Here is a 12,686-nt window from a genome sequence, read left to right on the forward strand (position 1 = left end):
GGCAAGCAGAGAAGCCGCCACCACCGGAAGGAAATCCCATGAACGACCCGATGTCCGCAGAGCTCCTGAAGTACGACTGGAAGATCAACCCCCGCTGGACCCACGTCCAGCGCGACTACACAGCCGACGACGTGGTCCGCCTCCGCGGCCGCGTCCAGGAGGAGCACACCCTGGCGCGCCGCGGCGCCGAGAAGCTCTGGGAGCAGCTGCACAGCGAGGACTTCGTCAATGCGCTGGGCGCGCTGACCGGCAACCAGGCCGTGCAGCAGGTCAAGGCCGGCCTGAAGGCCATCTACCTCTCCGGCTGGCAGGTGGCCGCCGACGCCAACCTCTCCGGGCACACCTACCCGGACCAGTCGCTGTACCCGGCCAACTCGGTGCCCCAGGTGGTCCGGCGGATCAACAACGCACTGCTGCGCGCGGACCAGATCGAGCACGCCGAGGGCATCCGCACGGTCGAGGACTGGCTGGTTCCCATCGTCGCCGACGCCGAGGCCGGCTTCGGCGGGAGCCTCAACGCCTACGAGCTGATGAAGTCCATGATCTCCTCCGGCGCAGCCGGGGTGCACTGGGAGGACCAGCTGGCCGCGGAGAAGAAGTGCGGCCACCTCGGCGGCAAGGTGCTCATCCCCACCAAGCAGCACGAGCGCACCCTCAACGCGGCCCGGTTGGCGGCCGATGTCGCGGGCGTGCCGACGGTGATCATCGCCCGCACGGACGCCGAGGCCGCCACCCTGATCACCTCCGACGTGGACGAGCGCGATCAGGAGTTCATCACCGGCGAGCGGACCAGCGAGGGCTTCTACAAGGTGCGCCCCGGCATGGAGCCGAGCATCGCCCGCGGCAAGGCGTACGCCAAGTACGCCGACCTGCTCTGGATGGAGACCGGCGTCCCGGACCTGGCCGCCGCCAAGGAGTTCGCAGAGGCCATCAAGGCGGAGCACCCGGACCAGATGCTGGCGTACAACTGCTCGCCGTCGTTCAACTGGAGGAAGCACCTCGACGACGACACCATCGCGAAGTTCCAGCGCGAGCTGGGCGCCATGGGCTACACGTTCCAGTTCATCACCCTGGCCGGGTTCCACGCACTCAACTACTCGATGTTCGAACTGGCGGAGGGCTACGCCACCCGCCAGATGAGCGCCTACGTGGAACTGCAGGAGCGCGAGTTCGCCGCCGAGGAGCGCGGCTACACCGCCACCCGTCACCAGCGGGAGGTCGGCACCGGCTACTTCGACGCCATCGCCGCCGCGATCAACCCCTCCAGCTCCACCACCGCCCTCGAGGACTCCACCGAGTCCGCGCAGTTCTGACCCCCCACCTCGCGTGCAAGCAAGGAGCACTCCCATGACGATGACACTCACCGCCCCCACCCAGCCGCACCCCCCGTCGGCGACCCACGCCCCCGTCGGGCGCCTGTGGGTGGACCGGACGCTCGTGGACTTCCTGGACCGCGAGGCGCTGCCCGTGGCCGGGGTTGACCGAGAGCGGTTCTGGGCCGGCTTCGAGCGCGTCTTCGGCGAGTTCTCCGAGCGCAACCGAGGCCTCCTCGACGAGCGGGAGCGGATGCAACGCGCCATCGACGCCTTCCACCGCGCCACCCCCGGAACCCCCTACGCGCCGCACTACCGGGCGCTGCTGCGGGAGATCGGGTACCTGCTCGACGAGCCCACCGGGATCCGGGCCCGCACCACGAACGTGGACGCGGAGATCGCGGAGATGGCGGGCCCGCAGCTGGTGGTCCCGGTCACCAACCGCAGGTTCGCGATCAACGCCGCCAACGCCCGGTGGGGCTCGCTGTACGACGCGCTGTACGGCACCGACGCCATCAGCGACGACGGCGGCGCGGGCCGTGGGGCCAGGTACAACCCGGCGCGCGGCCAGCGGGTCATCGCATGGGCCAGGGAGTTCATGGACCGGGCCGCCCCCCTGGCCTCGGGCTCCCACGGCGAGGTGGTGAGCTACGCGGCCGGGAAGGAGCTGCGGGCGACCCTGGGCTCGGGCGAGACCATCGGACTGGCGACGCCGTGGGCGTACGTGGGCTACCGGGGTCCGGCGGAGTCGCCGTCGGCCATCCTGATCGAGAACAACGGCCTCCACATCGAGCTCCGGATCGACCCCACCGGGCCGATCGGCCGCTCCGATCTGGCCGGGATCGACGACATCGTCCTGGAGTCCGCCGTCACCGCGATCATGGACTTCGAGGACTCCGTGGCCACCGTCGACGGCCCCGACAAGGCGATCGGCTACCGCACCTGGCTCGAGCTCAACGCAGGCACCGCCTCGGAGGAGATGGAGAAGGGCGGGCACTCGTTCCTCCGGACCCTGGCCGACGACCGCACCTTCACCCGGGCCGACGGCGGGGAGCTCACCCTGCACGGGCGGGCGCTGATGCTGTGCCGCAACGTGGGGCACCTGATGACCACACCCGCCGTCCTCGACTCCGAGGGCCGCGAGCTCCCCGAGGGCATCCTCGACGCCCTGGTCACCAGCCTGTGCGCCATCCCGGGGATGTCGTCGCACAACCCACGGCGCAACTCACGCACGGGATCGATCTACATCGTCAAGCCCAAGCAGCACGGGCCGGCCGAGGTGGCCTTCACCAGCGACCTGTTCGCCGCCGTCGAGGACGTGCTGGGCCTGCCCCGCACCACGCTGAAGATGGGGATCATGGACGAGGAGCGGCGCACCACCCTCAACCTCGCGGCGTGCATCGCGGAGGCGGCGGACCGGATCATCTTCATCAACACCGGATTCCTGGACCGGACCGGCGACGAGATCCACACCTCGATGGAGGCCGGGCCGATGACCCGCAAGGCGGAGATGAAGCAGGCCGCCTGGATGCAGGCCTACGAGGACTGGAACGTCGACGTCGGCATCGCCTGCGGCCTGCCGGGCCGGGCGCAGATCGGCAAGGGCATGTGGGCGAAGACGGACCTGATGGCGGACATGGTGGCCGAGAAGATCGCTCATCCCTCCTCGGGGGCGACCACCGCATGGGTGCCTTCCCCCACCGCCGCGACACTGCACGCCACCCACTACCACCGCGTCGACGCGCGGGGGCGGCTGGACGAGATCGCGGAACGTGGGCGGCGGGCGTCGCTGGATCAGCTGCTGGAGATCCCACTGGCGCCCAGCACCCGCTGGACGCCTGAGGAGCGGCAGCAGGAGGTGGACAACTCCTGCCAGTCCATCCTGGGCTACGTCGTCCGCTGGATCGACCAGGGCGTCGGGTGCTCGAAGGTGCCCGACATCACCGACACCTCGCTCATGGAGGACCGCGCCACCTGCCGGATCAGCTCCCAGATGTTGGCCAACTGGATTCGGCACGGCATCGTCACCGAGGGCTTCGTCGTCGAGGCGCTGAAGCGGATGGCGCGGGTGGTCGACGCGCAGAACGCCGACGACCCGGCCTACCGTCCGATGTCGCCGGGTGTCGCGGGCGGCGGGGCGTTCGAGGACTCGATCGCGTGGTGCGCGGCCAGGGACCTGGTGATCCAGGGCGCGTGGTCGCCCTCGGGCTACACAGAGCCGATCCTCCACGCGCGGCGCCGGGAGTACAAGGCGCGCTACGGGCTCAGCTGAGGCCGAGGTCCGAAAGGTCCACCGCGTAGCGGTACTCCAGACCGGCGTCGCCGACCTTCTCGGCGGCGCCGGTCCCGCGGTCCACCACCACGGCCACCGCGACCACCTCGCCCCCGGCCTCGCGCACGGCCTCGACGGCGGTCAGGGCCGAGCCCCCCGTCGTGGAGGTGTCCTCGACCACGAGCACGCGGCGACCCGCCACCTCGGTGCCCTCGATCCGGCGCTGCATCCCGTGCCCCTTGGCGGACTTGCGCACCACGAAGGCGTCAAGCCGGCCGCCCTCGGCGGCCTTGGCGTGCAGCATCGCGGTGGCGACGGGGTCAGCGCCAAGCGTGAGCCCACCGACGGCGTCGAAGTCCAGGTCCGCGACCAGCTCGTTCATCACGCGACCGACCAGGGGCGAGGCGGCGCCGTCGAGGGTGACGCGGCGCATGTCGATGTAGTAGTCGGCCTCTTTGCCGGACGCCAGCGTGACCTTGCCGTGCACGACGGCGAGGGCCTTGATGTGTCCGATGAGTTCGCTGCGGTCTGTCATTTCATCTCCGTTGTATCCAGGACGCCGAAACCGACGGCGCGGTCCGGGGTGTCGATGAGGTCTTCGTGGGTGGTCAGAGTGAGGATGGCCTCGGTGGGCGCGAGGTCGGGTTTCCCGGGGACGGGCTCGAGGACCCAGGAGTCGTCGCGGTGCACCGTCAGCTGCGAGGGCGGGAGCGTGACCCGGTAGGTGTAGATGGCCTGGGCTGTCTCGATGACCACCTCATCGTCCACCTGGACGCTGAGCAGGTCCGCGAAGGGTGCCCCGTGCGTGAGCCTGAGCCCGGCGAGGGCGACGTTGCCGACCTGCCCCGGGAGCGCCGTCGACGGGTACCACCCGACGGATTCTGTGAGCAGGTCTTCGTCCACGCCTGCGGCGATGGGCCATTCGAGGTTCTGTCCCGGGAGGCGCAGGATCCAGGCCAGCTCGCCCGGGCCGGGGGCCAGCTCCGCTGGGAGTTCGCCGTCCTCGGCGGGCGGCGTAGGTGTCGCGGTGGCCCACTGGTCGCGGAGCTGGGCCACGCTTTCGGCGGCGGCGCCGCGGGCGAGCCAGGTGGTGCCGAAGACCTGCCAGGCGAGGAATCCGGTGACGGCGAGTGTCGCGGCGAGGATCACGAGCCCGCTGACGGTCAGCGGCGACACGCGACGCCGCGACTCGGCGCCGCGGGACGGCTGCTCAGGCCCTGCCTGGTCCGACTCGGGCTCGACGGCACGGGATGGGCTGACGGGCTTGCCCGAGCCGTCTCGCTCAGCAGCGACCGCAGGCTCGTCACCCTCGCCCTCGCCGGCGGCCCGCTTCGCTTCCATGCGCGCCATTCTTCCCTAACCGGCCCGCCGTGGTGGTCCCGCTCCCAGGCGCCAACCACATCGGGCGATTCGAGGCCGCCGCGCGGTAGAGGCCAGGCGTCAGGCGCGACGCCCGCGGCAGCGGGACGCGAGTTCGAGGCTTCACGCTCAGGAGGAGGTGGGGTGACCGGCACTGGGGTCCCGTCTCCGCGCTTGGGCGCCTCGGGCCGAGGGGAGAGCGGTGAGGGGAGCGCCCGTCACCCCTCCGCGACACCCGCGGAGTCGAACGTCGCCATCTCCCGCAGGATGCGCGCGGCCGCCTGGACCGTCGGCAACGCCAGCGCGGCGCCGGTGCCCTCGCCGAGGCGGAGATCCAGGTCCACGAGCGGCTGCAGGTCCAGCCACGTGAGCGCCGCCTTGATGCCGGGCTCGACGCCCGCGTGACCCGCGATCAGGTATCCGGTCACCGCCTCGTCGAAACCCGCCGCGACACACGCCGCCGATGCCGCGATCACCCCGTCGATGATCACCGGCACCCGGCGCGCCGCCGCGCCGAGGATGAAGCCCGCCAGGGCTGCGTGCTCGAGCCCGCCGACTGCGGCCAGGACCCCCAGCGGGTCCGCGGGGTCCGGGCGGTGCAGGGCCAACGCGCCCTCGATCACGGCGATCTTCCTGCTCAGCATGTCGTCGCCGGCGCCGGCCCCGCGGCCCGTCACGGAGGTCACGGGCAGGCCCGAGAACGCGGCGATCAGCGCGCTGGCGGGCGTGGTGTTCCCGATGCCCATCTCGCCGGTGAGGAGGATGTCGGCGCCGCCGTCGATGGCCTCGTTGGCCGCCTCGATGCCCACCTCGAGGGCCGCCCGGGCCTCATCGAGCGTGAGGGCCGGCTCGACGGAGAAGTCGCGGGTCCCGGACCGGACCTTGCGGGCGCGGATCCCGGGGTGCTTCGGCACCTCCACCGCGACACCCACATCCGTGACCCACACGTCGGCCCCCACCTGGCGGGCGATGGCGTTGATGGCCGCGCCGCCCGAGGCGATGTTGAGCGCCATCTGGACCGTGACCTCCTGCGGCCAGGGGCTGATGCCCTGCACGCAGACGCCGTGGTCGCCGGCGAACAGGCCGATGACGGCGTGCTCGGGCAGCGGGGGCGGGCAGGCGTCGGCGATGGCCGCGAGCCGGTTGCCGATCTCCTCCAGCCGGCCGAGGCTCCCGGCGGGCTTGGTGAGGGTCAACTGCCTGGCGCGGGCCGACGCCAAGGCGTCGGCGGAGGCGGGGCGGAGGGCGGCGAGGGTGTCGTCGAGGAGGGTCATGGCGTCCTTGTCTTCGATGGTTGGATGGGCTGGTGATTCTGATCCTTGGTGGCACCGCGGAGGGCTGACGGCTGGCCGAGGTGTTGGTGGGACGCGATGCGGTGCTCTCGTTGGCCGGCCGGACCCGCGCCCCCCCCCTCGTGGCGGGAGAGGTGCGGATCGGAGGCTTCGGAGGGGTCGACGTGCTGGTGACCAAGGACGCCCGCGGCCCGCACACCGACGCGAAACTGGCTGTGGCCGCGGAGCGGGGCGCCGCCGTCGTGATGATCCGGCGTCCTGCGTCGCCCTTGGGTGCCCGAGGTGGCCGATGTCGCGGCCGCCCTGGCCTGGCTGGGCTGACGTCACGGCCAGCCGTTGAGGTCGGAGAAGGCTGCGGCCAACCGACGGTGGACGTCGGGGGTGCGAACGGCGAACCGCAGCCAGGTGGGGCCGAGGCCGGGGAACGTCTCTCCGCGCCGCACGGCGAATCCGCGTTCGGCAAGCGGCTCCCGCAGCGACATCGGCGACAGCGCCGAGGCGTCGGCCAGCACAAATGGCGCGTGACCATGGACGACGGCGAGTCCCGCGTCCGTGAGGCGCGCGGCGAGATCCGCTCTGGCCCGTGCGGCCTCCTCCGCGAGGCGGGAGGCCTCGGCGGAGGCGCGCGGGGAGGTGCAGGCCACGGACGCGCGGATCGCGGGTGTGGACACCGACCACGGCGGTTGCTGGGCAGCCAGGAGCGCGATGAGGGCCGGGTCGCCGATCACGTAGCCCACCCGCAGGCCTGCTAGCCCCCAGGTCTTCGTGAGCGAGCGCAGCACGAGGCGCCCCGGCATCGTGGGCGCGATGAGGGTCTCGGTTTCGCCAGGGATCGCGTCCATGAAGGCCTCGTCGACGACGAGAATCCCGGCCGGGAGCGCGGCGAGGTCCGCCGCGAGGTGGAGGACGCCGGTGGGGTTGGTGGGGTTGCCGACGATGATCAGGTCCGCCGCCGGAACCTGGGAGGGGACGAGCCGGAAGCCTGTGTCGGGCCGGAGCAGGTGGCGGCGGGGGTCGCGGCCGGCGGCCCGCAGCGCCGCCTCAGGCTCGGTGAACTGCGGGTGGACGACCAGCGCGTCGCCGGGGAGGGCGCGGGCGATGAGGGTGAACGCCTCGGCGGCGCCGGCGACCGGGAGCACGATGGCGGGGTCGACGCCGTGGTGGGCGGCGATGGCGTCGCGGGCGGGGCGGGGGTCGGGGTAGGCGGCGAGATCGCCGTCGCCGAAGATCTCCTCTGCCAGCCAGGTGGGTGTCGCGGGGACCCGGACGTTGACGGCGAGGTCGACGAGGCCGGGGGCGAGGTCGCGGTCGCCGTGGTGCAGGAGGTCCACGGTGCCGGGCACGAGCCGGGTCGGGTCGGGGGTGCGCGGTTGCTGTTCCTCCAGGCAGGGTCTCGGCCCCCTCAGGGGGTCGGGATCCGATCTGGAGGAACGCTGGCCGCGCGCGTGGGTCGAGCCTGCCTCGGGATCGTCCAGCTCCGCCGTCTCCCCCCGCTCCCTGAGGAGCCCCGGCACCGAAGGCACCTCCGGCGCCCCCACCCGCTCCCTGAGGAGCCCCGGCACCGAAGGCACCTCCGGCGCCCCCACCCGCTCCCTGAGGAGCCCCGGCGCCGAAGGCGCCTCGGGCGTCTCGAAGGGTTGTGACCCAGGTCCCCACGCAGGCTTGGGTTCTCGACCCTTCGAGACGGTCCCCGCCGCTTCGCGGGCGGACCTCCTCAGGGAGCGAAGAGAGACGGCCGCTTCTACTCGCTCCTGGGCATGTGCTGCGTCGGCGAAGCGCTGGGCCAACTGTGGGTGGCCGGCCCAGTGGACGTGCAGGTACGACGCGTGGAGGGTCTCCCCCGCGACACCGTCATCCCTGCCGTCCAACAGCCAGGCCGGCCCGACAGCTGCGGTCTCGCCCGCGGCCGCATCCAGACTCACCGTCGTGCGGTGGAACTCGTGCCCCGTCACCTCCTCGTCGGGGCGGCCGAGCAACGTGTCCCGCGACGACACCGCGACCCTGTAGCCCATCGTCAATCGCGGCCCCATCGTCGCGTCCGCCTCGACGGCGCCCACCATCCCGCGACCGTCCAGGCTCCGGCACAGGTACAGCAGCCCGGCGCACTCCGCGACCGTCGGCAGCCCGCCCGCGACAGCAGCCCGGATCTCCCCCGTCAACGGCGAATTCGACGCCAACTCCCCCGCGTACACCTCCGGGAACCCGCCGCCGAGCCACAGCCCGGCCGTCCCCTCCGGCAGCGCGGAATCCACGAGCGGGTCGAACTCCACCACCCGGCACCCCGCCGCCTCCAACAGTTCGTCGGTCTCCGGATAGCGGAACGTGAACGCCCGTCCCCCGGCCACGGCCACCACCGGCCGCCGGTCCGACGGCGGCGACACCTCCCGCGCCGGATCCCACGGGGCGACGTCCAGCTCCGGCGCCCCAACGGCCACCGCCAGCAGCGCCTCCACATCAACGTGCTCGGCCACCACCTCGCCCATCGCCGCGACCCTCGAGTCGTCGCGTTCGGCCACCGGCACCAGGCCCAGGTGTCGCGACGGCGCCTCGATGTCCAGCGCCTTCGGCAGCACCCCCAGCACCGGCAGCCCCACCTCCTCGACGGCGGCGCGGGCCTCCGCGGCGTGCCGGTCGCTGCCCACCTGGTTGAGGATCACCCCCGCCACGCGCACGCGGGGATCGAACCGCGCCATGCCCAGCGCCACCGCGCCGACGCTCCGCGACGTGTGCCGGGCGTCGATCACCAGCACCACCGGCGCGTCCAGCAGCCGCGCCACGTGCGCCGTCGACCCGAATCCGCCGGTGCCGAGGCGCCCGTCGAACAGCCCCATCACGCCCTCGATCACCGCGACATCCGCCCCCACCGCACCGTGCGCGAACAGGGGCCCCATCCGCGCCTCGCCGCACAGGAACGGATCGAGGTTCCGGCCCGGTCGGCCGGTGGCGAGGCCGTGGTAGCCGGGGTCGATGTAGTCCGGCCCCACCTTGAACGGCGCAACCTCCAGCCCGCGCGCCCGCAACGCGGCCATCAGCCCCGTCGCCACCGTCGTCTTCCCCTGCCCCGACGACGGCGCCGCGATCACCAGCCGGCTCACCATTCGATGCCGGCCTGCCCGCGCTGGCACTGCTGGGAGGGGTGCTGGACGAGGGCCATCTCCGTGACGAGGCACCGCGACGATCGGCCGCTGCCGCAGGTCGCGCGTGTGGGCGCGCTCACCGCGACCCCTCCACCACGTACGCCCAACTCACCACTGCGCGCGCGGGCGTCCACCCCAACAGGCGGCCGATGGGTGCGGCGTGCTCGTGGTGCAGCCGGGCGAGCTGCCCGCCCCACCGTCGGTACGCCGCGACACACACCTCCTCGGCCTCCACCGTCACCCCGTGCACGACGAGCCGGCCCCCCACCGGAAGCGCATCAACCGCCCGCTCCAGCAACGAGGCAGTCGCTCCCCCGCCGATGAACACCGCGTCGGGCCGGGGCAGGCCATCCACCGCCTCCGCGACACCGGCCTCCACCAGCCGAACCGCCCCCGCGGGCGCCAGCCGGGCCGAGTTCGCCGCGACCCTCGCCGCCCGCTCCGGCACCCGTTCGACGGCGACCGCCCGGGCCCCGTCGGCCGCCCGGCACCACTCGATGGCCACCGAGCCGGCCCCCGCGCCGAGGTCCCACAGCAACTCGCCTGCCAGCGGCCGCAGCAGCGCCAACGCGGACGCGCGGATGTGTCGCTTGGTGATGAGCCCGTCGTGTTCGAAGACGTCGTCCGGGAGGCCGGGGGTGCGGCCGAGCAGGGCGCCGTCGGGGTCGATGATCATTGGCGGATTCCATCCGGAAGGAGAGCGAGTACCTGGTCGAGGTCGCGCGGCGCGCCGGCGAGCCCCAGGCGGGCCGCGAGCTCCAGGGGCCAGGGGCGGCGCAGCTGGGCGGCGCGGAGCAGGACCTCGTCTCCGAGCAGCGACGGCGGCCCCTGCGTCACGTGACCATCCAGCACCACGGCCACGTCGTCGGCCCAGGCCAGGGCGAGGTCGACGTCGTGGGTGGCCAACACGATCCCCGCGTCCAGACCGGACAGCGTGGCCAGCAGGTCGGCGACCCCTGCGGGATCGAGCCCGGCCGTCGGCTCGTCGAGCAGCAGCAGGTCTGGCCGCATCGCCACCGCCCCCGCCAGCGCCACGCGCTTGCGTTCGCCGAAGCTCAGCTGGTGCGTGGGGCGGGCGGCGAGGTGGGCGATGCCGAGCAGCGCGAGAGCCTCATTGGTGCGGGCGCGGGCGTCGTCGTCGCTGAGTCCGAGGTTGAGCGGGCCGAAGGAGACGTCCTGGGTGACATCGGCGGAGAAAAGCTGGTCGTCCGGGTCCTGCAGCACCAACTGGACGCGGCGGCGGTGCGCCCGCAGCGCGGCCCGCGTGTGGGTGAGCGGCTGCCCGTCGAGGGTGACCCGGCCGTCGGCGGCAGGCAGGGCCCCGGCCAGGCACTGCAGAAGTGTGGTCTTGCCCGAACCGTTGGCGCCGAGGAGCGCCACCCGCCGCCCCGACGCGGCGGAGAGGTTCGCCCCCGTCAACACGGCCGAGCCGCCCGGATACCCGACGACGACTCCCTCGGCCCGGAGCATCACGCCACCGCCCAGCAGGCCAGCCAGATGCCGGCGACGAGGGCGGCCCCCGCAGCCGGGGCCCAGGGGCGGGTGCGGCCCACGGGCCGTAGCGTCGGCAGCGCATCCTCATAGCCGCGCAACTCCAGGCCCGCCTGCAGCCGGGTGGCGCGGCGCCAACTCATCAGCAGGACGGTGCCGATGCCGTCGACGGCGGCCTGGAACCGACGACTGAAGGGCGCGTCGCCCCCGAGACGGGCGGCCTGCGCGGCCTGCAGCGCCAGCGCGCTGCTGAGCAGCACGAACAGCAGCCGGTACATCAGTGCGGCGATCTCCAGCAGCGGGCCGGGGAGGCCGCGGCGATGCAGCCAGCCCAGCACGTCACTCATCGGCGTGGTAGTGGCCAGCAGCAGGACGGCCAAGGTCCCCGCGACGCCGTGCGCGAGCATCTCCGCCGCCCGGAGCCCGCCGTCGGCGGTGATGCGCAGCCCGTCGCCCACCTCGACCGCGAGCGGCAACGCCCCCACCACGAGGAATGCCAGCGGAGGCATCGCGACGGCGGCCACCAGACCCGGCCGGATGCGGGCCGGTCCTAGCATGAGGATCAGCGACGCCCCCGCCACCAGCAGGGTCCCGGGCCAGGCCGGCGTCAGCAGAGCGGTCAGCACCAGAGCGACGGCGAGCCCCACCTTGTGCCCCACAGGGATCGCCCGCCAGGGCCCTGCCCAGGCGGCGTCGTCGACGGCGGTGACGTGGATGCTCACGGGCGTGCGCCGGACGTCGAATGACGGGTGAGGTGGCGGTCGCTGCCGCGCACCGCGCCCCGAGTGTGACTCCCGTGGGTGAACTCAACCCAGGAATTCACACTCGGACGACGGGCCACCCCGGCAACCGTCGCGAGTTCCCTCATGACGCGCGCCGAGCCGTCAACCGGCCGAGGACGAAGCCCAGCAGGATGCCGCCCAGGCCCGCCTGGAGGGCGAAGAGTCCAGACTCGAGCTCCGCGCTCTCGGGCGCGAACAGCGGCTCGAGCCACGGCACGCCGCCGGTCAGGTCCCCCGCGGCGGCGTCGCTGCCCAGGAACTCCGCCCCCGTGGGGGCCAGCGCCAGGCTGCCGAGGTACACCCCCATGACGGCGACCACGAGCGCCACCCCGATCCACACGTCGCGACGGCTAAACACCGGCGTCCTCCTTGAGCAGACCCAGCCGGGCCAACTCCGGGCGCGCCGCACGCGTCAGGAACCCGACCAGCAGCACACCCAGCAGCCCCTCGGCGACGGCCAGCGGGACCTGCGTGACCGCGAACAGCGCGAGGAACTTCACCAGCGCGCCCCCCAGCCCGCTCACCGGGTCCGGATACGCCAACGCCAGCTGCACCGACGTCACGGCATACGTGGCGATGTTCGCCACCGCCATCGCCAAAAACACCGACGCCCACAGCGGGGCCGACAGCCGCGCCGTCGCCCGGTAGATCCCGTACGCCGCCCACGGCCCGACGATTGCCATCGAGAACACGTTCGCCCCGAGCGTCGTCAGCCCGCCGTGGGCGAGCAGCGTCGCCTGGAACAGGAGCACCAGCGTGCCGAGGAACGCCATCACCGGTGGCTTGAGCAGCACCGCCCCCAGGCCTGTCCCCGTCGGGTGCGACGAGCTTCCCGTGATCGACGGCAGCTTCAGCGCGCTCACCACCAGCGTGAACGCGCCCGCCGCGGCGAGGATCAGCTTGCGCTCCGGGTGCTCCCGCACGGTGGTGAGCACGGCGCGGGCGCCGTGGACGACGAACGGGGTGGAGGCGGCCAGCCAGGCCGCGCAGTGCAACGGGGGAAGCATCCCCTCGGCGATGTGCATCGCTCTCTTAGGTCC

General features: G+C 72.9%; 12 protein-coding genes. 2 read left to right on the forward strand and 10 right to left on the reverse strand.

Translation table 11 applies throughout. The features are described from left to right. Nucleotides 1–50 precede the first annotated feature (50 nt). Both aceA and H5398_RS01225 read left to right on the forward strand, forming a co-directional pair. Entirely contained in the window at nucleotides 51–1,313 is a 1,263-nt protein-coding gene (gene aceA, locus H5398_RS01220; RefSeq protein WP_370586031.1) for an isocitrate lyase, read from the forward strand. Between the two features lie 34 nt (nucleotides 1,314–1,347). Further along, nucleotides 1,348–3,585 (forward strand): malate synthase G, encoded by a 2,238-nt coding sequence (locus H5398_RS01225; protein WP_220489041.1) that lies wholly within the window; start codon nucleotides 1,348–1,350, stop codon nucleotides 3,583–3,585. On the opposite strand, the gene pyrE is transcribed toward H5398_RS01225, so the two are convergent. From pyrE to H5398_RS01275, 10 genes are all read right to left on the reverse strand, one after another. Then, a complete protein-coding gene (gene pyrE, locus H5398_RS01230; protein WP_182798695.1) occupies nucleotides 3,578–4,120 on the reverse strand; it encodes an orotate phosphoribosyltransferase in 543 nt (180 codons plus the stop codon). The two genes, H5398_RS01225 and pyrE, sit on opposite strands and share 8 nt — an antisense overlap. Next, a complete protein-coding gene (locus tag H5398_RS01235; RefSeq protein ID WP_182798696.1) occupies nucleotides 4,117–4,926 on the reverse strand; it encodes a sortase domain-bontaining protein in 810 nt (269 codons plus the stop codon). Before H5398_RS01235 ends, pyrE begins: the two co-directional genes overlap by 4 nt. A gap of 236 nt (nucleotides 4,927–5,162) precedes the next feature. After that, nucleotides 5,163–6,218 carry a nicotinate-nucleotide--dimethylbenzimidazole phosphoribosyltransferase gene (gene cobT, locus H5398_RS01240; protein WP_182798697.1) on the reverse strand — a complete coding sequence of 352 codons (1,056 nt, stop codon included), beginning with the start codon at nucleotides 6,216–6,218 and terminating at the stop codon, nucleotides 5,163–5,165. Nucleotides 6,219–6,559: 341 nt separating this feature from the next. Then, complete coding sequence (locus H5398_RS17060; RefSeq protein WP_255443437.1) at nucleotides 6,560–9,334, reverse strand: cobyrinate a,c-diamide synthase; 2,775 nt, start codon at nucleotides 9,332–9,334, stop codon at nucleotides 6,560–6,562. After that, on the reverse strand, nucleotides 9,328–9,453 hold the full coding sequence (locus tag H5398_RS17065; RefSeq protein WP_255443438.1) for a hypothetical protein: 126 nt from the start codon (nucleotides 9,451–9,453) through the stop codon (nucleotides 9,328–9,330). Before H5398_RS17065 ends, H5398_RS17060 begins: the two co-directional genes overlap by 7 nt. Then, nucleotides 9,450–10,049 (reverse strand): precorrin-6Y C5,15-methyltransferase (decarboxylating) subunit CbiT, encoded by a 600-nt coding sequence (cbiT, locus tag H5398_RS01255; protein WP_182781635.1) that lies wholly within the window; start codon nucleotides 10,047–10,049, stop codon nucleotides 9,450–9,452. The genes H5398_RS17065 and cbiT overlap by 4 nt, the downstream gene beginning before the upstream one ends. Continuing rightward, a complete protein-coding gene (locus tag H5398_RS01260; RefSeq protein WP_370585683.1) occupies nucleotides 10,046–10,858 on the reverse strand; it encodes an energy-coupling factor ABC transporter ATP-binding protein in 813 nt (270 codons plus the stop codon). Before H5398_RS01260 ends, cbiT begins: the two co-directional genes overlap by 4 nt. After that, complete coding sequence (gene cbiQ, locus H5398_RS01265; protein WP_182798698.1) at nucleotides 10,843–11,586, reverse strand: cobalt ECF transporter T component CbiQ; 744 nt, start codon at nucleotides 11,584–11,586, stop codon at nucleotides 10,843–10,845. Before cbiQ ends, H5398_RS01260 begins: the two co-directional genes overlap by 16 nt. Nucleotides 11,587–11,728: 142 nt before the next feature. Then, a complete protein-coding gene (locus tag H5398_RS01270; RefSeq protein ID WP_220489042.1) occupies nucleotides 11,729–12,004 on the reverse strand; it encodes an energy-coupling factor ABC transporter substrate-binding protein in 276 nt (91 codons plus the stop codon). Further along, a complete protein-coding gene (locus tag H5398_RS01275) occupies nucleotides 11,997–12,671 on the reverse strand; it encodes an energy-coupling factor ABC transporter permease (protein ID WP_182781632.1) in 675 nt (224 codons plus the stop codon). Before H5398_RS01275 ends, H5398_RS01270 begins: the two co-directional genes overlap by 8 nt. Nucleotides 12,672–12,686: the final 15 nt, after the last annotated feature.

It is taken from the genome of Tessaracoccus sp. MC1679 (assembly GCF_014164775.1).
GTDB lineage: Bacteria > Actinomycetota > Actinomycetes > Propionibacteriales > Propionibacteriaceae > Arachnia.

What these genes read in the sequence shown, in the direction of transcription:
- aceA (WP_370586031.1), top strand. Translation starts at nt 51, where the DNA reads ATGTCCGCAGAGCTCCTGAAGTACGACTGGAAGATCAACCCCCGCTGG.
- H5398_RS01225 (WP_220489041.1), top strand. Translation starts at nt 1,348, where the DNA reads ATGACGATGACACTCACCGCCCCCACCCAGCCGCACCCCCCGTCGGCG.
- pyrE (WP_182798695.1), bottom strand. Translation starts at nt 4,120, where the DNA reads ATGACAGACCGCAGCGAACTCATCGGACACATCAAGGCCCTCGCCGTC.
- H5398_RS01235 (WP_182798696.1), bottom strand. Translation starts at nt 4,926, where the DNA reads ATGGAAGCGAAGCGGGCCGCCGGCGAGGGCGAGGGTGACGAGCCTGCG.
- cobT (WP_182798697.1), bottom strand. Translation starts at nt 6,218, where the DNA reads ATGACCCTCCTCGACGACACCCTCGCCGCCCTCCGCCCCGCCTCCGCC.
- H5398_RS17060 (WP_255443437.1), bottom strand. Translation starts at nt 9,334, where the DNA reads ATGGTGAGCCGGCTGGTGATCGCGGCGCCGTCGTCGGGGCAGGGGAAG.
- cbiT (WP_182781635.1), bottom strand. Translation starts at nt 10,049, where the DNA reads ATGATCATCGACCCCGACGGCGCCCTGCTCGGCCGCACCCCCGGCCTC.
- H5398_RS01275 (WP_182781632.1), bottom strand. Translation starts at nt 12,671, where the DNA reads ATGCACATCGCCGAGGGGATGCTTCCCCCGTTGCACTGCGCGGCCTGG.